Genomic DNA, 18,315 nt, shown 5'->3' on the forward strand with positions numbered 1-18,315 from the left:
TTGGCCAAGGAGTCAGCCGATGACCACGCCCAAGCAAGGCAAAACCGAATCCGCCGCGGCAGGCGCAGTGCCTGGCACCCATCACTTTCGCTTTCACCGACCGAACATGCATCTGGACTCGGTATTCGGTGATGGCTGGTTTGCCCTGCGTGCCGAAGCCTTTGCCCGCTTCTTCGGTACTCCGGTGTTTCTGATCGCGCAGACCCTGATCGTCGCGCTGTGGATCACCATCAACGTTTCCGATCTGGTCAGTTTTGACCGTTACCCGTTTATTCTGCTGAACCTGGCGTTCAGTTTGCAGGCGGCCTACGCTGCGCCCCTGATCCTGCTGGCGCAGACCCGTCAGGCAGACCGTGACAAGGCATCGGCGCAGGCTGATGCATTGCACCGTGAGGCCCTTGCCGAGGCCAGTGAGCAGCGCGCCGCCCACGCCGCCGAGCAGACCGAGCAACTGCTGCTGTTACTTGAGCAAAACACCCGGCTGACCGAGACCGTTCACCAGCTGAGTCAGCGTATCGAAACCCTGACCAGCGAGATTCACCGCGGGGTTTGTCAGCGTCCTGCTCAACCGTGACGGCGTGGCAGTCGCAGCACCAGCAGGCCCAGCAGCAACCCCCAGAAGGCACTGCCGATGCCCCATAGCGCCAGCCCTGATGCGGTCACCAGAAAGGTCAGAAAGGCTGCCTCGCGTTGCTGATCATCGTGCAGTGCGGTAGCCAGCGCGTTGCCGATGGTGCCAAGCAGTGCCAGACCGGCAATCGCCATCACCAGCGCCTGCGGGAAGGCGGCGAACAGACTGGCGACGGTCGCGCCAAACAATCCGGTCAGCAGATAGAAAAAGCCACCCCAGGCACTGGCGCGAAAGCGCTGGGCTGGGTCCGGGTCGGCATCTTTACCGGCGCAGATTGCAGCGCTGATCGCGGCCAGGTTGAAGGTGTAACCGCCAAAGGGCGCCAGCAGCAGGCCGGTGATGCCGGTGGTGGTCATCAGCGGCGAGGCGGGCAACTGATAGCCATTGGCGCGCAGTACTGCCATGCCCGGCACGTTCTGCGACGCCATGGTGACGATAAACAGCGGAATGCCGACCCCGAGCAATGCCGGAACCGACAGCGCCGGGGTTGTCCAGACCGGCTGAGCCAGTGACCACTCCAGCTGCTCCAAGTGTAATTGTCCAGCCAAGGCGGCAACCAGCACGCCGACCAGCAGAGTCAATGGAATCACATAGCGCGGGAACAACAGCTTTCCGGCCAGGTAGCAGGCCAGCATCAGACCAACCAGCAGGGTTTGCTCCTGCAGTGCGCCAAACAGGTTGAGCCCGAACGGCAGCAGCACGCCGGCCAGCATGGCGCCGGCCAGCGGCGCGGGAATCAGTCGCATGATGCGATCGAACCAGCCGAGCAGACCGCACAGAGTGATCAGCACGGCATTGAACAGAAACACCCCAATGGCCTCGTTCAGGCTGAACCCGGGCAGCCCGGTAGCCAGCAGCGCGCCGCCGGGGGTACTCCAGGCGATCAGCACCGGGGCGCGAAAGCGCAGCGAGAGGCCGATGCTGGTAACGGCCATGCCGATGCCCAATGCCCACAACCATGAGCTGATCTGGTCCGGCGAGGCGCCGGCCGCCGCGGCGGCCTGAAAGATGATCACTGCCGAGCTGGTGTACCCCACCAGCACGGCGATAAAACCGGCGGCAATGTGGAACGGGTTGAACCAGGCCTTCAGCATGTGGCGATCCTCAATCGGCGGGTTGTGCGTTATAGCGCACGGTTGGCCGATCCTAGCATCGTGCGCTATAACGCACAAAGGGAAGTTGCTATGCTGTGCGACCCTCAACTTAGCGGACCTGTGATGCAGGAAATCAGCCAGTACCTCGCCGATACCCTCAGGCAGCTGCGCACTGACCGTGGCTGGAGTCTGGATCGTGCGGCGACCGAATGTGGCGTCAGCAAGGCGATGCTCGGCCAGATCGAGCGCGGCGAATCCAGTCCGACGGTGGCGACACTGTGGAAGATTGCCTCGGGCTTTGGTACGTCGCTGTCGAGCTTTATCGAGCCACCGCCGGCCGAGCAACGTGGCGTTACCCTGCGCAGTGCCGACACCCTGCGCCAGCGCCCGGCCGCCGATGCCATGCTGATTGCACCGCTGTTTCCGTTTGACGCGCGCTACGGCTTTGAGCTGTTCGAGCTGACCCTGTTGCCGGGTTATGAGCGGCTGTCAGAGCCGCACAGTGAAGGCGTCGTTGAGCATGTAATCGTGGTGCGCGGGGTCATGGAGCTGCTGGTGCGGGGCGTCTGGCAGCAACTGAAAGAAGGTGAGGCGGTGCGCTTCGCCGCGGATCAGCCGCACGGTTATCGCAACGCGGGCACCGAGCCCGCGGTATTTCATGATTTGATCTACTACCCGCCTCAGTCGCGGTAGAACACCTGCACCAGGTGGTAGCCGAACTGGCTCTTGACCGGGCCGTGCACCACTTTCAGCGGCTTCTTGAAGATGATCTGGTCGATGGCGCGAACCATCTGACCGGGACGTACCTCGCCCAGATCGCCGCCGCGCTTCTTCGACGGGCAGGTCGAATATTTCTTTGCCAGCACATCGAAGGCTTCACCGGCGGCGATGCGTTTCTTCAGCGCGGCGGCTTCGGCTTCGGTCTTGACCAGAATATGGCGGGCCATGGCGACGGGCATGACGGGGGTCCTCTCGGTTCAGCGGGATTCGTACCAGGGGCGGCTACGGTTGATGATACCGACCAGCCAGAGCATCAATGGTACTTCAATCAGCACGCCGACGACCGTTGCCAGTGCGGCGCCGGAGTTGAACCCGTACAGCGCGATGGCTACCGCGACGGCCAGCTCAAAGAAATTGGAGGCGCCAATCAGGGTCGAGGGTGCCGCCACGTCATGGCGTACCCCAAAGCGCCGGTTCAGGCCGTAGCCGAGCGCGGCGATAAACAGCGTCTGCAGCAGAATCGGGATGGCCAGCAGGGCAATCACCAGTGGTTGCTGCACCAGCGCCTCGCCCTGAAACGAGAACAGCAGCACCAGCGTCGCCAGCAGCGCACCCATCGACAAGGGTGCAATGGCGCTCAGCGCCTGCTCCAGCGCCGCCTTGCCGCGGCGCAGCAGCAGGTAGCGGGCGGCCTGGGCAACGGCCAGCGGCAGCACGATATACAGGCCGACCGACAGCAGCAGGGTATCCCAGGGCACGACGATATCGCTGACGCCGAGCAGCAGCGCGACGATCGGCGCAAAGGCGACCACCATCACCGCGTCGTTCAAAGCCACCTGACTCAGGGTGAACTGCGGGTTGCCGCGGCACAGGTTGCTCCAGACAAACACCATTGCCGTGCAGGGCGCAGCACCCAGCAGGATCAGACCTGCGACGTAGTGATCGAGCTGCTCGGCCGGCAGCCAGCCGGCAAACAGATGACGAATGAACAGCCAGGCAAACAGCGCCATCGAGAAGGGTTTTACCGCCCAGTTCACCAGCAGGGTGATGGCAATGCCGCGGGTCTGCTGCCGCACTTCGCCGAGCGCGGCGAAATCGACCTTCATCAGCATCGGGATGATCATCACCCAGATCAGCAGACCGACCGGCAGGTTGACGTTGGCCACGCTGAGTGAGCCGAGCGCCTGCATGGGGGCCGGCAGCAGCACGCCGAGCAGGGTGCCCAAGGCGATACAGAGGGCAACCCAGAGCGTCAGGTAACGTTCAAAGCGGCCCATGGGTGAGGGTTGGCGGGTGGATTCAGCGCTGCTGTGCATGGGCGGACCTTGTCTGGTGTCACGAAATATTCACTTTCCCGTATATACGGAATTTCATATATATTGCCCGCAGGCTGATTGTACAAGTGAATTTTATGTTGAATGACCCTTTGACGCCGCCGGCACTGTTCAAGGCGCTGGCCGATGACACCCGTGCCCGCATCTGCGCGCTGCTGGTCGACAGCCCGGAACTCTGCGTCTGCGAGCTGACCGGCGCGCTGGCCCTGTCGCAGCCGAAGATATCCCGGCATCTGGCGTCGCTGCGCAAGCTGAATGTGCTGATGGATGAGCGGCGCGGGCAGTGGGTCTATTACCGGCTGCACCCGGATTTGCCGGCTTGGGCGGGCGAGGTGGTCAGACAGGCCGCGCACAGCCAGCCGGGCTGGCTGGAGGCTGAGCGGGCCCGTTTGGCGGGCGCTGCGGCCACCTGCTGTGAGCCGCCCACGCGCCGCTGAGCCGCGCCAGGGACTATTCTGAGAACAAGGGCCCGCCGCAATCGGTGCGGGTCAACCGGAGGGACGCAACATGACCATCAAGGTAGGTATCAACGGCTTTGGCCGCATCGGTAAACTGGCGCTGCGCGCCGCCTGGGACTGGCCCGACCTGGAGTTTGTGCAGATCAACGACCCGGGCGGCGATCCGGCAACCCACGCCCATCTGCTCAACTTCGACTCGGTACACGGGCGCTGGCAGCACGAGGCACAGGCCGATGGTGATGCGATTGTCATTGCGGGCCGCCGGCTGCCGCTCACCCGCAACCGGGCGATTGCCGATACCGACTGGTCGGGCTGCGATCTGGTGATCGAGGCCAGCGGCGTCAACAAGACCCGCGCTGCGCTGCAACCCTATCTGGATCAGGGCGTACGCCGGGTGGTGGTGAGCGCGCCGGTCAAGGAGCCGGGCGTGCTGAATATTGTGCTGGGCGTCAACGATCAGCTGTTCGACCCGGCCGCGCACCCGATTGTGACCGCCGCCTCCTGCACCACCAACTGCCTGGCCCCGGTGGTCAAGGTGATCCACGAGGCACTGGGCATTCGTCACGGCTCGATCACCACCATTCACGACCTGACCAACACCCAGAGCATTCTCGATCAGCCGCACAAGGATATGCGTCGCGCCCGTGCCTGCGGCATGAGCCTGATCCCGACCAGCACCGGCTCGGCAACCGCGATTGCTGAAATCTTCCCCGAGCTGCGCGGCAAGCTGAACGGCCACGCGGTACGGGTGCCGCTGGCCAACGCTTCGCTGACCGATTGTGTGTTCGAGGTCGAGCGTGCGACCACGGTTGATGAGGTCAACGCGCTGTTCAAGGCCGCCGCCGCGGGCCCGCTGGCGGGGATTCTCGGTTACGAGGAACGGCCGCTGGTGTCGATCGATTACCGTACCGATCCGCGCTCCTCGATCATCGACGCGCTCAGCACCATGGTGGTCAACGGCACCCAGGTGAAGATTTACAGCTGGTACGACAACGAGTGGGGCTACAGCAACCGCCTGGTCGAGCTGGCGCGCAAGGTGGGGCAGGCGGGCAATTGATGCGGCGACTGATGCAGTTGCCGGCGGAGGTTCGACAGTATCTGGTGGTTACCGGCAACTACTGGAGCTTCACTCTCACCGACGGGGCGCTGCGCATGCTGGTGGTGTTGCACTTCCACCAGCTCGGCTACAGCCCGCTGCAGATCGCCGGATTGTTCCTGTTCTACGAATTCTTCGGTGTGGTGACCAACCTGCTTGGTGGCTGGCTGGGTGCGCGGATCGGGTTGAACCGCACCATGAATATCGGCCTGGCGTTGCAGGTGCTGGCGCTCGGCATGCTGGCGGTGCCGACCGGCTGGCTCACGGTGGGCTGGGTGATGGCGGCGCAGGCGCTGTCGGGCATCGCCAAGGACCTGAACAAGATGAGCGCCAAGAGCGCGGTCAAGCTGCTGCTGCCAGACGAACAGCAGGGCGCGCTGTACCGTTGGGTGGCACTGCTGACCGGCTCGAAGAACGCGCTCAAGGGCGTTGGCTTCTTCCTTGGCGCGGGGCTGCTGGCGCTGCTCGGATTCCGTGGTGCGGTGCTGGCGATGGCCATCGCGCTGGCGCTGGTCTGGCTTCTGAGCTTGCGCCTGCTGCGCCGCGATCTGGGCCGCGCCAAGGGCAAACCCAAGTTTCGTGACCTGCTGTCCAAGAGCCGGGCGATCAACCTGCTGTCGGCCGCTCGGCTATGCCTGTTTGCCTCGCGTGACGTCTGGTTTGTGGTCGCCCTGCCGGTCTATCTGTCGGCGGTATTTGGCTGGGATGTCTGGTCGGTGGGTGCCTTTATGGCGCTCTGGGTAATTGGTTACGGCGTGGTGCAGGCCCGCGCACCAGCCGTGACCGGGCGCGGCAGTGGTCACCAGCCGGGCGGACGCGCAGCGGCTGGTTGGGCGCTGGCGCTGGCCGTGGTGCCGGCGCTGATTGCGCTTGGGTTGATGCTGGATGGGCAATCGCGCTGGGCGCTGCTCGGCGGCTTGCTGGTGTTTGGCGTGGTGTTCGCGCTCAATTCGGCGCTGCACAGTTACCTGATCGTATCCTGGGCTGCGCGCGATGCGGTGTCGCTGGATGTAGGGTTTTACTACATGTCCAATGCAGCGGGGCGGTTACTTGGCACCTTGTTGTCCGGCTGGATCTATCAGCAGTACGGGCTGGTGGCCTGCCTCTGGCTGTCGGCGGTGCTGGTACTGGCAGCCGGTCTGATTTCGCTGGCGCTGCCTGAGGCGGCTACTCGCCCAGCTCGCTGCGACTAGCCTTGTTCGACAGGCGCAGGCCGCGCAGGCTGCGCTTGACGCTCTTGAGGTGGTTGACCAACTCCGGGCCGCGGCGCATGGCCATGCCCATCGCCAGCACATCAATGACCACCAGATGGGCGATGCGTGACGACAGCGGCGTGTAGATATCGGTGTCTTCGGGCACGTCGATCGGGATGTGCACCTGGCCGAGTTCGGCCAGCGGCGTTCGGCTCGGGCACAGGCTGATCAGGGTTGCGCCGGTTTCCACCACCAGACTGGCCGAATGCAGCAGGTCCTTGGTGCGTCCGGTCTGCGAGATCGCGACCGCCACATCTTCCGGGCCCAGGGTCACGGCAGACATGGCCTGCATGTGCGGGTCGGAATAGGCGGCGGTGGAGACCAGCAGGCGGAAGAACTTGTGCTGGGCATCGCTGGCCACGGCGCCGGAGGCTCCAAAGCCGTAAAACTCTACGCGGCGGGCGTGGGTCAGGGCGCTGATGGCCTGTTCGATGGCGGCAGGATCAAGGCGTTCGCGCACATCCATCAGGGTGGCCAGGGTGGTGTCAAAGATCTTGTGCGACAGGGTGTCGACGCTGTCGTCCTCGCTGATCGAGAACTGCCCGAAACTGGCACCGGCGGCGAGGCTCTGGGCCAGTTTCAGCTTGAGATCCTGAAATCCGCTGCAGCCAATTGCCCGGCAGAAGCGTACGATGGTGGGCTCGCTGACGCCGACCTGCTGCGACAGGTCGGCCATCGATGAGTGCATCACCTGCGCGGCCTGCGCGATGACAAAATCGGCGACCTTCAGCTCGGACTTTCTGAGCTGGTCACGGTGGGCAGCGATGTGCTGGAGCATGTTCATGATGGCATGATGTCTGGCAGCGAATGAGGGGCAGCTTGGCTGCCGTATCTGGGATAGTTCGATCACCCGTGGTGTAGTAATGCTTGTAGTTATACTACAAAAACGGTCGGGGTGTGGCGGGCAGGAGGATTTGACGTGGCTCGGGCGGGAATCAGGTGTGACATGGTGGTGTTCGGCGGCACCGGCGATCTGGCCATGCGCAAGTTGCTGCCAGCGCTCTATTACCTGCATCGCGACGGTCATCTGCACCCGGAGACGCGGATTCTGGCGCTGGCCCGCGCCGAGCACAGCCTTGAAAGCTATCGCAAGCTGGTCAAGCGCCATGTTGGTCAGCATGTCTCACGCCGCGATTTTGACCAAAGCGTCTGGGAGGTGTTCGCCGAGCGCCTGGACTACCTGTCGCTGGATGTCAGCCAGCGGGTGGCCTTTCCGCGGCTGACCAAGGTTCTCAAGCCTGGCACCGGTCGGGTTCGGGTGTTTTATCTGGCGACCCTGCCGAATCTGTTTGCGCCCACAGTTCAGCACCTGGCCTCGGTTGGCCTGGTAGACGAGCATGCCCGCGTGGTGCTGGAAAAGCCGCTGGGCGAGAGCCTGCAGACGGCGAACATGATCAACGAGCAGATAGGCCAGGTGTTTGATGAGTCGCGGGTGTTCCGGATCGACCACTACCTCGGCAAGGAAGCGGTACAGAATCTGCTGGCGCTGCGTTTTGGCAACGCCCTGTTCGAGCCGTTGTGGCGCAATGCGCATATCGACCATGTGCAGATCAGCGTGCTGGAAAGTGTCGGCGTGGAAAATCGTGGTGACTATTACGACCGCGCCGGGGCGATGCGTGACATGGTGCAGAACCACCTCTTGCAACTGCTCTGCCTGGTGGCCATGGAAGCGCCGGTGCATTTCGAGCCGGAGGCGGTGCGCAACGAGAAGCTGAAGATTCTCGAGGCGCTGCGGCCGATTACCGGTATGGACGTCCAGGACCGCACCGTACGTGGCCAGTATGCTGCCGGTGAGCATGCCGGTGAGCGGCTGCCGGCCTACTACTTCGAGAAAAGTGTCGACCACGACAGCAACACCGAGACCTTTGTTGCCCTGCAGGTCGAGATCGACAACTGGCGCTGGGCCGGTGTGCCGTTTTACCTGCGCACGGGCAAGTGCATGGCGCAGCGCAAGTCCGAAATTGTCATCCAGTTCAAACCGGTGCCGCACAAGCTGTTCCCGCAGCATGGCGACAGCCCGGAAAACAACCGGCTGACCATCAGCCTGCAGCCGGATGAGGGTATTCGTCTGTCGCTGATGGCCAAGTCGCCCGGCCGCGGGATGGGATTGCAGGAAGTGGAGCTGGACCTGAATTTCGACGAGGCCTTTACCCGTCGCCGCTGGGACGCCTACGAGCGGCTGCTGCTGGATGTCATCGAAGGGGACGCTACCCTGTTCATGCGGCGTGACGAAATCGGTGCCGCCTGGCGCTGGGTTGATCCGATCATCGACGGCTGGCGTGACTGCTATCGGTCACCCAAGCGTTACCCCGCTGGCAGCTGGGGCCCGGAAGCGGCCGACAGCCTGCTCGAGCGGCGCGGTCACCGCTGGCTGGACCAGCGCTAGGCGGGCGTCAGCGTCCGAGCGTATCGAGCAGGTCGCGGGCGGGCTGGCTCTGCTCCAGCAGGGTGGTAAAGGCCTCGGCGTCGATCGGCCGGCTGATCAGGTAGCCCTGGACATCATCGCAGCCGTTTTCCTTGAGGAACTGCAGCTGGGCCTCGGTCTCCACGCCCTCTGCCACGACCTGCAGCGACAGGCTGTGGGCCATGGCAATCACGGCGCGAACAATGGCATCGTCGCCGGGCGCGTCGTTAAGCGCTGCGATGAAGGCCCGGTCGATCTTCAGGGTGCTGATCGGGAAACGCTTGAGGTAGGCCAGTGACGAATAGCCGGTGCCGAAGTCATCGACCGACAGGCTGACACCCAGCGCCTGCAGTGCGTTGATATTGTCGACGATCGCCTCGCTGTGCTCGGCCAGCATGCTTTCGGTCAACTCCAGCTCCAGCAGACGGGCCGGCAGGTTATGGCGTTCCAGCGCCTGTCGGACGCGGCTGGCAAAACCCTCCTGACGCAGCTGCTGAACCGACAGGTTGACCGATACGACGACCGACGCCGGACCCTGATGGCACCAGCGGCTGGCCTGTGCGCAGGCTGCATTCAGCACCTGCTCGCCCAGGGCGACGATCAGACCGGTCTCCTCGGCGATACTGATGAAGTCGCCCGGCATCATTATTCCGCGTATCGGATGCTGCCAGCGCACCAGGGCTTCGGCGCTGCGGATGCGATCGCTGGCCAGGTGCAGTTTCGGCTGGAAATGCACCATCAACTGCTGTTCGTCGATGGCCTTGCGCAGCTGGTTTTCCAGCTGCAGGCGGTCAAGGCTGTAAGCGCGCAGCTGGCGCGTGTAGAACTGCCAGCGGTTGCCGCCCAGGTGCTTGGCGTGTTGCATTGCCTGGTTGGCCTGGGTAATCAGCTGCAGGCTGTCGCGTGCGGTTGCCGGGAACAGGCTGATGCCAATGGACGCGGTGACCACCAGTTCGTGCTCGGCGATCAGCATGGGCTGGCTCAGGCGCTCAAGGATCTGGTCGGCCAGCGCTCCGAGGGCATCGCTGCAGTCGGCCTGCTCAACGATGACGACAAACTCGTCAGCGGACAGCCGCGCCAGGCCGTGTGTGTCGCCCAGCAGTGTGCTCAGCCGGTGGGCAACTTCCTGCAGCAGGGCATCGGCTACGGCATGGCCCAGTGTCACGTTGATGTGCTTGAAACGATCCAGATCGATGTGCAGCAGGGCCAGCTGGCTGTCGTTCTGCCGGGCGCGGGCAGTGGCTTCCTGCAGGTTCTCGCTGAAGCGGCGACGGTTGGCCAGCTGGGTGAGCGGGTCGTAGTTGGTCAGGTACTGCAGCTGCTCCTCGGTCTGCCGGTGGGTGGTCAGATCGGCGAAGAACCCGACATAGTGGGTAATCTGCGCCGCGGCGTTGCGTACCACGGTCATCTGCAGCCAGATTGGAAAGGACTCACCGCTGCGGCGACGGGCGGTCATTTCTCCCTGCCAGCGGTCCTTGCTGTTGAGCATGCTCTGCAGGTGCAAAAACTGCTGGCGCAGCTCATCCGACCCGCTGAGCTCGAGTATGTTGCGGCCCACGGCATCCTGCTGCTGCAGGCCGGTAATCACGCTGTAGGCCTGGTTTACTGCCAGGATGTCCAGCGCCGGGCTAAGAATGAAGATACCTTCGCTGGAGGCTTCGAATACCGTCGCCGAGAGCTGGGCCTGCTCATCCTGCAACTTGCGGGCGCTGATGTCGCGGCGGGTACCGATCATCCGCAGAACCCGGCCGTCGGGGTCGCGCTCTACCGCGCGACCGCTGTCCTCGACCCAGAGCCAGTGACCATCGGCGTGGCGCACCCGGTATTCCATGCGGTAGGCGACGGTCTTGTTCTTCATGTGCTGGGCGAGGGTCTTGCGTACCATGGTTACGTCGGCCGGGTGAACCAGCGGGCGCAGGTCCTCCAGCATGCTGGGCACGGCATCCTCGGGCATGCCGAACAGCGGCTTGAGGCGCGAGTGATAGACCTTGTCGGTGGTCAGGTCCCAGTCCCACAGCCCCAGCTGGCTGGCTTCCATGGCCAGGCTCAGCTGTGCCTCGCTGGCGCGCAGGTTATGGGTGGCCGCTTCCAGCTCCGCGGTACGCTGCCTGACCCGTTCCTCCAGCTCAATGTGGCTGTCGCGCAGCGACTGCTCGGCCTGCCGGCGCTGGGCAATCTCGCGGGTCAGTTGCTGGTTCAGCTCTTCGGTTCGCTGGTGCGCGCTGCCCAGATTGGCCAGCAGGGTTTCATTGCGCAGGTTGGTGATCATCGCCTGACGCATGGTGCGATGGATCAACGCGGCGGTCAGCACGATGAACACCAGCATCAGGCCCGACATTATCGCCCAGTTCTGGCTGCTTGCGCTGCCGTCGTACACCAGCCAGGCCAGCGGCGGCAGCCAGGCCGGCAGCAGAAACGAGGCAAAGGCACTGAAACGGGTGGCGTAGAGCACACCGACACACAGGCTGACGCCGCCGGCGATGCTGTACATCAGCGTCTGCCGGGCGAAGTCGTCGAGCGGTGTCAGCGCAATGTAGACCCAGCTCAGGCAAAGGCCCGACGCCAGATTGCCGAGATGAAAGAAAAAGCTCCAGCGACGGCGCAGGCGGTCCTGGGAGGGGGTCTGCCAGTAGCGGCGAACCAGCATCTGGCGCAACAACGCCAGCAACACCAGGGCTCCCAGCCAACTGAACAGATTCAGCGCGGATGCCTGGTTCCAGACAAGGGGCGTGACCATCAGCGCAGTGCACAGCAACAGCCACTGCGGTAGCCGTGACTGGGCGTACAGCTGGTTCATCTGCTGCAGGCGCAGATCACTGTGCGAGATGGGGCTGAACGTGGCTCGGCTGCCAGTCATGGCTGTTTTGCGCTCCGTTGGCCCGTGATTGTTATTGTTATCATGCGTGCTACATCGGGTGTTACTGTCGGATCAGGCTCATCACCTTACACCAGCCCTGCCGTTCGGCACAGTCCCTCGGTCGCAAAATATGACATCCGAAGCGTCTGCCATGCGGTTTAGCCGCGCGGCTTCCGGCGCGGGACGGCGGGCTGCTAGAATGCCGCGATGGATATCTCCCACCTGCTTAATTCGCTCAATGATGCTCAACGTCAGGCCGTGACTGCCGCGGTCGGCCAACAGCTGGTGCTGGCCGGCGCCGGCTCCGGCAAGACTCGGGTACTGGTTCACCGTATCGCCTGGTTGGTGCAGGTCGAACAGGCCTCACCCTGGAGCATTCTCTCCGTCACCTTTACCAACAAGGCCGCCTACGAAATGCGCGCGCGGATCGAGCAACTGCTCGGCATTGCGCCGCAGGGCATGTGGGTCGGCACCTTTCACGGCCTGGCACATCGACTGCTGCGCGCGCACTGGCGCGAGGCCGGGCTGGCCGAACAGTTCCAGATTCTCGACAGCGACGACCAGCAGCGGCTGGTCAAGCGGGTTATCCGTGAACTCGGTCTGGACGAGAACCAGTGGGCGCCCAAGCAGGCCCAGTGGTGGATCAACGCCCAGAAGGACGAAGGCCTGCGCCCGCAGAATATTCAGCCGGCCGGTGATCTGTACCTGAGCACCATGGTGCGCATCTACGAAGCCTATGAGCAGGCCTGCAACCGTGCCGGGGCCGTCGACTTTGCCGAGCTGCTGCTGCGTTCGCTGGAACTGTGGCGCGATAATCCGGCGCTGCGCGAGCAGTATCGGGCGCGCTTCAAGCACATTCTGGTCGACGAGTTCCAGGACACCAACGCGGTGCAGTACGCCTGGCTGCGCCATCTCGCGGGCAAGACACCCAGCCTGATGGTGGTCGGTGACGATGACCAGTCAATCTATGGCTGGCGCGGCGCGCGGATCGAAAACATCCAGCAGTTCCAGACCGACTATCCGAATGCCGAAATGATCCGTCTGGAGCAGAACTACCGCTCCACCGCGACCATTCTCAAGGCCGCCAACGCGCTGATCGGCAACAACTCGGGGCGGCTCGGCAAGGAACTGTGGACCGACGGCAACGAAGGCGAGCCGATTGCCCTGTACGCCGGCTTCAACGAGCAGGATGAAGCGCGCTTTATCGTCGAACGGATCGAGCAGGGCATTCGCGACGGGCTGGCGCGCAGCGAGATGGCCATACTCTACCGCTCCAACGCCCAGTCGCGGGTGCTGGAAGAGGCCCTGCTGCGCAGCGGTATTCCCTATCGTATCTACGGCGGTCAGCGCTTCTTCGAGCGCGCCGAGATCAAGAACGCCATGGCCTACCTGCGGCTGATGGCCAACCGCGGCGACGACGGTGCGCTGGAGCGCATTATCAATCTGCCGACCCGCGGCATCGGCGACAAGACGGTCGAGCTGCTGCGCCAGCAGGCGCGCGAGCAAGATGTCTCAATGTGGCAGGCGGCATGCGACCTGATCGACAACAAGGGGCTGCCGGGCCGGGCGGCCAACGCGGTGCAGGGCTTTCTGGTGCTGATCGAGGAAATGGCCGAGCGTGCCGAAGGGTTGCCGCTCTACAGCCAGACCCAGATTGCCATTGAGCACAGCGGCCTGCTGCGCTTCCATGAGCAGGAAAAGGGTGACAAGGCGCAGGCGCGGGTCGAGAACCTGGAAGAACTGGTCTCTGCCGCCCGTGGTTTCGAGAACGATATGGCGGACGAGGAAGAGGAAGGCGATGTACTGCTGGCCTTCCTCGCCCACGCCTCGCTGGAAGCCGGCGAAACCCAGGCTGACCGCTTTGAAGACAGCGTACAGCTGATGACCCTGCACAGCGCCAAGGGCCTGGAGTTCCCGTTGGTATTCATGGCCGGGGTAGAGGAAGGGCTGTTCCCGCACAAGATGAGCCTGGAAGATCCGGGCCGGCTGGAGGAAGAGCGCCGGCTGGCTTACGTGGGCATTACCCGGGCGATGCAGCAGTTGGTGATTACCTGGGCCGAAACCCGCCGCCTGTACGGCAGTGAAACCTTCAACAAGGTGTCGCGCTTTGTCCGTGAGATTCCACCTGAACTGATTCGTGAAGTGCGCCTGGGCAGCCAGGTCAGCCGACCCTTTGGCCCGGCCAAGGGCAATCTGTTCGCCAGCGAAGCGACCGAAAGCACCGGCTTTGCCCTCGGCCAGCGCGTCGAACATGCGCTGTTCGGTGAAGGGGTGGTGCTCAATTATGAAGGCCACGGCGCGCAGGCACGGATACAGGTCAACTTTGATTCGGAAGGCAGCAAGTGGCTGATGGTGGCGTATGCCAAGCTGCAGGCGCTGTAGCGCCTGCAGTTTGGAGCGGCAAGCTTCAAGCTATAAGCCGCAAGTGGTTTGTGCGTGCGGGAAGTGCGTTGCCAACTTGAATGAATCGGTGGCTGATGGTTCGCCGCAGGAGCGCGCGAGTCGACGCTCCCTGCACCAATATAGAAGTCCGCAGCGGGCAGCTTGCAGCTTGCCGCTTACAGCTTGGAGCTAAAAGAATGGATAGACGTGAATTGTTGACGGCCGCCGGTCTGGGTCTGGGCGCGGCGGCGCTGGCCGGCTGCAAGGACGACAGCGCGCCTGCCGGCAGTGCGCCGGCGGCAGCCGAACAGCGCTTTCGCTGGAAGATGGTGACCTCCTGGCCGGAGAACTTTCCGGGTCTGGGCACCACCGCCCAGCACTTCGCGGACACGGTTGAGCGGCTGTCCGATGGCCGGTTGAGCATTCAGGTGTTTGCCGCCGGTGCTCTGGTGCCGGCGCTGGAAGTCTTTGACGCTGTTTCTGGCGGCACCGCTGAGCTGGGCCACAGCGCGGCCTATTACTGGAAGGGCAAGAGTGCGGCGGCGCCGTTCTTTACCGCCGTGCCGTTCGGCATGAACGCCCAGGAGATGAATGCCTGGCTGTACGAGGGCGGCGGGCTGGAGTTGTGGCAGAAGGCCTATGACCCGCTCGGCGTAGTGCCGCTGCCGTGCGGCAACACCGGCGTGCAGATGGCCGGCTGGTTCAACAAGGAGATCAACAGTCTGGACGACCTGCAGGGCCTGAAAATCCGTATGCCGGGCTTTGGCGGCGAGGTGCTGTCGCGTGCCGGCGCCACTACGGTCAACCTGCCGGGAAGCGAAATCTTTACCTCGCTGCAGACCGGGGTGATCGATGCGACCGATTGGGTCAGCCCCTATAATGATCTGGCCTTCGGTCTGCACAAGGCGGCGCAGTTCTACTATTACCCGGGCTGGCAGGAGCCTTGCGCAGTGCTGGAGTTGACCATCAACAAGCAGAAGCTGGCCGAGCTGCCGGACGACCTGCGCAGTATTGTCATCAATGCGGCCCGCTCGACCAACCAGGCCATGCTGGATGAGTATGGCCGGCGCAATGCCGAGGCGCTGCATACCCTGGTCGACGAGCATAACGTCCAGCTGCGTCGGCTGCCTGATGCGGTGCTGGAGCGCCTGCGCGACATCAGTGCTGATGTGCTGGAAGAGACCGCCGCGATGGATCCGCTGAACCGCGAGGTGTGGGATTCCATGCAGGCCTTCCGCGAGAAGATCCAGGCCTGGCACGCGATCAGCGAAAAGGCCATGTACGATCTGCGTAGCTGATTCATCCCCTTCCCGGTCCCGCGAGTGCGCCGGTCAGGCCTCGCGGGGTCTCAACAGCGTCCGCTGCGGAGGAAGCACAATGCCCGGTATCCATATCAAGCGCGCCAGTGCGGCGGATGCCGAGCGGGTGGGCGAGTTGTTCGATCTGTATCGCCAGTTTTATCAGCAGCCGACCGATCGGGCGGGCGCGATCGACTATCTGCGGCTGCGTCTGCAGCGTGGCGACTCAGTGGTGCTGATGGCGATGGCCGGCGAAGGCGAGCTGGCCGGATTCTGTCAGCTGTATCCGACGTTCTGTTCGGTCGACATGGCGCCAATCAGCATCTTGTATGACCTGTATGTCGGCTCCGGCTATCGTCGTCAGGGCGTTGCCGGAGCCCTGCTGGCGGCTGCCGAAGATCAGGCGCGTGCGCAGGGCGCGGTGCGCATGGAGCTGGCAACCGCGACCGACAACACTTCGGCGCAGCGATTGTACGAAGCCAGTGGCTGGGAGCGTGACCGGCAGTTTCTGCACTACAGCAAGCTGCTTGGGTCAGGTTGACGCCGGCACGTCTCCTCCATCTGAACGATTTGTTTCCCGAGAGGCTCGGGCAGGCTTTGCTGAATTCATTGTGAGGCTGAACATGAACAGCAAGGAACTGGTTGAGCGTTATTTCGATTCGGTAGAGGGGCGCAGTGCGGCACCGATTACCGACTATCTGGCTGCGGATATTCGCTGGCACCTGCCGCCGGCGCACCCTTTCGGCAGCGATTTTTCCGGTATTGACGGTGTTCTCGGGATGAATGCCAAGGGGGCCGGCTGGCTGGATTTTGCTACCCTGCAGATCCGTCGCCATGCGCTGATATGTGAAGGCGACAATGTCGTCGTGCATTTCGAGCTGACGGCGCAGACCTGCAGCGGTGAGCCCTATCTGAACCAGTATCTGCTGCGCTTTCGCTGCTGCGACGCAAAGATCTGCGAGGTGTGGGAATTCCTTGATACCTACAGCCAGTACCGGGCCGGACTGTACCAGCAGGTGATCTGACATCTGCCGCTGGCGGCTGTTATGCTCGGGGAGTGTTCCCGGCTGCAATTGCAAAGGATAGATCGTGCCCGCCCCCATCATTCTGTTCGACGGTGTCTGCAAGCTCTGCAGTGCCTGGGCCAACTTTATTATCGAGCACGATGCCGCGCGCCGGTTCCGGCTGTGCAGCGTGCAGTCGGCGGCGGGGCAGCGGCTGCTCGCGGAGCACAACTATCCGACCGATACCTTTGAGACCATGCTGGTGGTGGATGGCGAACGCCGCTTCGAGAAGAGCGCGGCGTTCTTTGTCGTCATGCATCGGCTTGGCTGGCCATGGCGCGCTCTGTGCGTGTTTCATCTGATCCCGCGCCCGCTGCGCGACTGGCTGTACGACCGTATTGCGCTGAATCGCTACCGGCTGTTTGGTCGCTATGACCTGTGCCGGCTGCCCTCGGCCGATCACGCGGGGCGCTTTGTCGATGAATAACCCGGACCTGTTGAAGATGGCCCGCTGGTGCCGCTGGATGCTGGCATTTGTGTTCATTTATCACGGCCTGGTACCCAAGCTGCTGTTTCCCAGCCCGGTCGAAGTACAGATGATCGAGGCGTCCGGTCTGGGGCTTGATGCACAGGTGATTTCATCACTGGCCGGGGTGGCCGAGGTACTGCTCGGGATAGTGATTCTGTTCGGCTGGTTTGGCTGCTGGCCCGTGGTCGCCGCCGTACTCGGGTTACTCGGCCTGCTTGCCGGCGTTGCCCTGGTTGCCCCGGCGCTATTGGTCGGTGCATTCAACCCGGTAACGACCACGCTGCCTGCGCTGCTGCTGTGTGTGTTGATCATTCGCCTTGAAGCCGGTTGCAACACGGCCGCCTGATTGTGGTCATAACGCTCTGATGGGCCGCGTTGGCCCTGTATGCAAGGAGCTGTTGTGCCGTCACCCTGGAAACCCCGCCTCTGGCTGACTGTGCTGCTGGGTATCGTGCTGCAGCCGTTCGTGTTTCTCTACGTCAATCGCCCGCGTCTGTTCTGGGGTTATCTTCCGGTGACGCTGGTGGTCGCCGGGATCGACTGGTACTTCGAGTTGGCCCTGACGCTGGTGTTCAGCGTGATCTGCCCGCTGCATGCGGTGCTGATCGTGCGGTGTTACAACCCGCAGACGCCGCGCCGCTGGTTCAACCGGGCGAGTGTTGCGGTCGGACTCTATCTGGCAGTGATGCTCGCGATTCTGGGTGCGCGAACCTTCCTTTACGAGCCTTATCAGGTGCCGTCGGCCTCGATGCACCCGACGCTGGTTGAGGGCAATCTGTTTGTGGCGCAGAAGTGGGGCTTTGCCCATCGCAGCCTGTTTGGCTTCACCCTGCCCGGCAGCGACCGCCTGGATGCGGCCCGCCTGCAGCGCGGCAAGGTCTACGTGTTCTATCCGCCTGACCACGACATGCTCTACGTCAAACGGCTGATCGCGCTGCCCGGTGACGTGATTGCCCTGACGCCGGATGGGCTTGTGATCAATGGTGAGCACCTGCCGCGCGAGCTGCTGTCAGACACCGATGGGGTACGAATCTACCGCGAGCAACTTGGCGGGCAATCCTATCGGGTGCAGCAGCTGGACAGTGCGGCGCAGCAGCCGATTCAGACCTTCCGGGTGCCGGAGGGGCATTACTTCTTCCTCGGTGACAACCGCGATAACTCCAACGACAGCCGTTACTGGGGATCGGTCGCTGCCGAGCGGGTGGTTGGCCAGATGGTCTGGCTGATCAGCAAGCCGGACCACCCGGCATCCTGA

At 63.3% G+C, this 18,315-nt stretch carries 18 protein-coding genes; 13 read left to right on the forward strand and 5 right to left on the reverse strand.

The window, feature by feature from the left end:
- Window positions 1-19: 19 nt before the first annotated feature.
- Window positions 20-574: a DUF1003 domain-containing protein gene (locus O5O48_RS05565; RefSeq protein WP_088275833.1), complete on the forward strand. Its 555-nt coding sequence runs from the start codon at window positions 20-22 to the stop codon at window positions 572-574.
- Here O5O48_RS05565 and O5O48_RS05570 read toward each other — a convergent pair.
- Window positions 565-1,725: a benzoate/H(+) symporter BenE family transporter gene (locus O5O48_RS05570; RefSeq protein ID WP_269688395.1), complete on the reverse strand. Its 1,161-nt coding sequence runs from the start codon at window positions 1,723-1,725 to the stop codon at window positions 565-567. The two genes, O5O48_RS05565 and O5O48_RS05570, sit on opposite strands and share 10 nt — an antisense overlap.
- 123 nt (window positions 1,726-1,848) lie before the next feature.
- Here O5O48_RS05570 and O5O48_RS05575 point away from each other — a divergent pair, with 123 nt between their 5' ends.
- Entirely contained in the window at window positions 1,849-2,418 is a 570-nt protein-coding gene (locus O5O48_RS05575) for a helix-turn-helix domain-containing protein (protein ID WP_233048554.1), read from the forward strand.
- Here the strand turns inward: O5O48_RS05575 and O5O48_RS05580 are convergent.
- Window positions 2,406-2,684 carry a peptidylprolyl isomerase gene (locus tag O5O48_RS05580; RefSeq protein WP_083723822.1) on the reverse strand — a complete coding sequence of 93 codons (279 nt, stop codon included), beginning with the start codon at window positions 2,682-2,684 and terminating at the stop codon, window positions 2,406-2,408. The genes O5O48_RS05575 and O5O48_RS05580 overlap by 13 nt on opposite strands.
- An 18-nt stretch (window positions 2,685-2,702) precedes the next feature.
- Window positions 2,703-3,761, reverse strand: a complete 1,059-nt coding sequence (gene arsB / locus O5O48_RS05585; protein ID WP_233048553.1) for an ACR3 family arsenite efflux transporter — start codon at window positions 3,759-3,761, stop codon at window positions 2,703-2,705.
- A 98-nt stretch (window positions 3,762-3,859) separates the two neighbouring features.
- Between arsB and O5O48_RS05590 the strand changes: the two genes are divergently transcribed.
- From O5O48_RS05590 to arsJ, 3 genes are all read left to right on the forward strand, one after another.
- Entirely contained in the window at window positions 3,860-4,216 is a 357-nt protein-coding gene (locus O5O48_RS05590; RefSeq protein ID WP_269688673.1) for a metalloregulator ArsR/SmtB family transcription factor, read from the forward strand.
- 70 nt (window positions 4,217-4,286) lie between these two features.
- Window positions 4,287-5,294 carry an ArsJ-associated glyceraldehyde-3-phosphate dehydrogenase gene (locus tag O5O48_RS05595; RefSeq protein WP_228245975.1) on the forward strand — a complete coding sequence of 336 codons (1,008 nt, stop codon included), beginning with the start codon at window positions 4,287-4,289 and terminating at the stop codon, window positions 5,292-5,294.
- A complete protein-coding gene (gene arsJ / locus O5O48_RS05600) occupies window positions 5,294-6,526 on the forward strand; it encodes an organoarsenical effux MFS transporter ArsJ (protein ID WP_269688396.1) in 1,233 nt (410 codons plus the stop codon). Before O5O48_RS05595 ends, arsJ begins: the two co-directional genes overlap by 1 nt.
- On the opposite strand, the gene hexR is transcribed toward arsJ, so the two are convergent.
- The gene (gene hexR / locus O5O48_RS05605) at window positions 6,501-7,370 is read right to left on the reverse strand and encodes a transcriptional regulator HexR (protein ID WP_088275824.1); all 870 of its coding nucleotides are present in this window, start codon (window positions 7,368-7,370) and stop codon (window positions 6,501-6,503) included. The genes arsJ and hexR overlap by 26 nt on opposite strands.
- Before the next feature lie 162 nt (window positions 7,371-7,532).
- Between hexR and zwf the strand changes: the two genes are divergently transcribed.
- Window positions 7,533-8,972 (forward strand): glucose-6-phosphate dehydrogenase, encoded by a 1,440-nt coding sequence (zwf, locus tag O5O48_RS05610; protein WP_088275823.1) that lies wholly within the window; start codon window positions 7,533-7,535, stop codon window positions 8,970-8,972.
- A 7-nt stretch (window positions 8,973-8,979) separates the two neighbouring features.
- Here the strand turns inward: zwf and O5O48_RS05615 are convergent, their stop codons facing one another.
- Entirely contained in the window at window positions 8,980-11,847 is a 2,868-nt protein-coding gene (locus O5O48_RS05615) for a putative bifunctional diguanylate cyclase/phosphodiesterase (protein ID WP_269688397.1), read from the reverse strand.
- A 207-nt stretch (window positions 11,848-12,054) separates the two neighbouring features.
- On the opposite strand from O5O48_RS05615, the gene uvrD reads away from it, so the two are divergent.
- The 7 genes from uvrD (at window position 12,055) to lepB (ending at window position 18,315) form a co-directional block, all read left to right on the forward strand.
- Window positions 12,055-14,229, forward strand: coding sequence for a DNA helicase II (gene uvrD / locus O5O48_RS05620; protein ID WP_269688398.1), 2,175 nt, complete (start codon window positions 12,055-12,057; stop codon window positions 14,227-14,229).
- A 197-nt stretch (window positions 14,230-14,426) separates the two neighbouring features.
- On the forward strand, window positions 14,427-15,527 hold the full coding sequence (locus O5O48_RS05625) for a TRAP transporter substrate-binding protein (protein WP_269688399.1): 1,101 nt from the start codon (window positions 14,427-14,429) through the stop codon (window positions 15,525-15,527).
- Window positions 15,528-15,606: 79 nt separating this feature from the next.
- On the forward strand, window positions 15,607-16,068 hold the full coding sequence (locus O5O48_RS05630) for a GNAT family N-acetyltransferase (RefSeq protein WP_269688400.1): 462 nt from the start codon (window positions 15,607-15,609) through the stop codon (window positions 16,066-16,068).
- An 82-nt stretch (window positions 16,069-16,150) separates the two neighbouring features.
- Entirely contained in the window at window positions 16,151-16,552 is a 402-nt protein-coding gene (locus O5O48_RS05635; protein ID WP_269688401.1) for a nuclear transport factor 2 family protein, read from the forward strand.
- A 64-nt stretch (window positions 16,553-16,616) separates the two neighbouring features.
- Complete coding sequence (locus O5O48_RS05640) at window positions 16,617-17,018, forward strand: thiol-disulfide oxidoreductase DCC family protein (RefSeq protein ID WP_269688402.1); 402 nt, start codon at window positions 16,617-16,619, stop codon at window positions 17,016-17,018.
- On the forward strand, window positions 17,011-17,406 hold the full coding sequence (locus O5O48_RS05645; RefSeq protein WP_269688403.1) for a DoxX-like family protein: 396 nt from the start codon (window positions 17,011-17,013) through the stop codon (window positions 17,404-17,406). Before O5O48_RS05640 ends, O5O48_RS05645 begins: the two co-directional genes overlap by 8 nt.
- A gap of 54 nt (window positions 17,407-17,460) precedes the next feature.
- A complete protein-coding gene (lepB, locus tag O5O48_RS05650; RefSeq protein ID WP_269688404.1) occupies window positions 17,461-18,315 on the forward strand; it encodes a signal peptidase I in 855 nt (284 codons plus the stop codon).

This window comes from Halopseudomonas sp. MFKK-1, assembly GCF_027474385.1.
Lineage (GTDB): Bacteria > Pseudomonadota > Gammaproteobacteria > Pseudomonadales > Pseudomonadaceae > Halopseudomonas > Halopseudomonas aestusnigri.

What these genes read in the sequence shown, in the direction of transcription:
- O5O48_RS05625 (WP_269688399.1), top strand. Translation starts at nt 14,427, where the DNA reads ATGGATAGACGTGAATTGTTGACGGCCGCCGGTCTGGGTCTGGGCGCG.
- O5O48_RS05635 (WP_269688401.1), top strand. Translation starts at nt 16,151, where the DNA reads ATGAACAGCAAGGAACTGGTTGAGCGTTATTTCGATTCGGTAGAGGGG.
- hexR (WP_088275824.1), bottom strand. Translation starts at nt 7,370, where the DNA reads ATGAACATGCTCCAGCACATCGCTGCCCACCGTGACCAGCTCAGAAAG.
- uvrD (WP_269688398.1), top strand. Translation starts at nt 12,055, where the DNA reads ATGGATATCTCCCACCTGCTTAATTCGCTCAATGATGCTCAACGTCAG.
- zwf (WP_088275823.1), top strand. Translation starts at nt 7,533, where the DNA reads ATGGTGGTGTTCGGCGGCACCGGCGATCTGGCCATGCGCAAGTTGCTG.
- O5O48_RS05645 (WP_269688403.1), top strand. Translation starts at nt 17,011, where the DNA reads ATGAATAACCCGGACCTGTTGAAGATGGCCCGCTGGTGCCGCTGGATG.
- O5O48_RS05595 (WP_228245975.1), top strand. Translation starts at nt 4,287, where the DNA reads ATGACCATCAAGGTAGGTATCAACGGCTTTGGCCGCATCGGTAAACTG.
- O5O48_RS05615 (WP_269688397.1), bottom strand. Translation starts at nt 11,847, where the DNA reads ATGACTGGCAGCCGAGCCACGTTCAGCCCCATCTCGCACAGTGATCTG.
- O5O48_RS05565 (WP_088275833.1), top strand. Translation starts at nt 20, where the DNA reads ATGACCACGCCCAAGCAAGGCAAAACCGAATCCGCCGCGGCAGGCGCA.
- arsB (WP_233048553.1), bottom strand. Translation starts at nt 3,761, where the DNA reads ATGCACAGCAGCGCTGAATCCACCCGCCAACCCTCACCCATGGGCCGC.
- O5O48_RS05630 (WP_269688400.1), top strand. Translation starts at nt 15,607, where the DNA reads ATGCCCGGTATCCATATCAAGCGCGCCAGTGCGGCGGATGCCGAGCGG.
- arsJ (WP_269688396.1), top strand. Translation starts at nt 5,294, where the DNA reads ATGCGGCGACTGATGCAGTTGCCGGCGGAGGTTCGACAGTATCTGGTG.
- O5O48_RS05575 (WP_233048554.1), top strand. Translation starts at nt 1,849, where the DNA reads ATGCAGGAAATCAGCCAGTACCTCGCCGATACCCTCAGGCAGCTGCGC.
- O5O48_RS05580 (WP_083723822.1), bottom strand. Translation starts at nt 2,684, where the DNA reads ATGCCCGTCGCCATGGCCCGCCATATTCTGGTCAAGACCGAAGCCGAA.
- O5O48_RS05570 (WP_269688395.1), bottom strand. Translation starts at nt 1,725, where the DNA reads ATGCTGAAGGCCTGGTTCAACCCGTTCCACATTGCCGCCGGTTTTATC.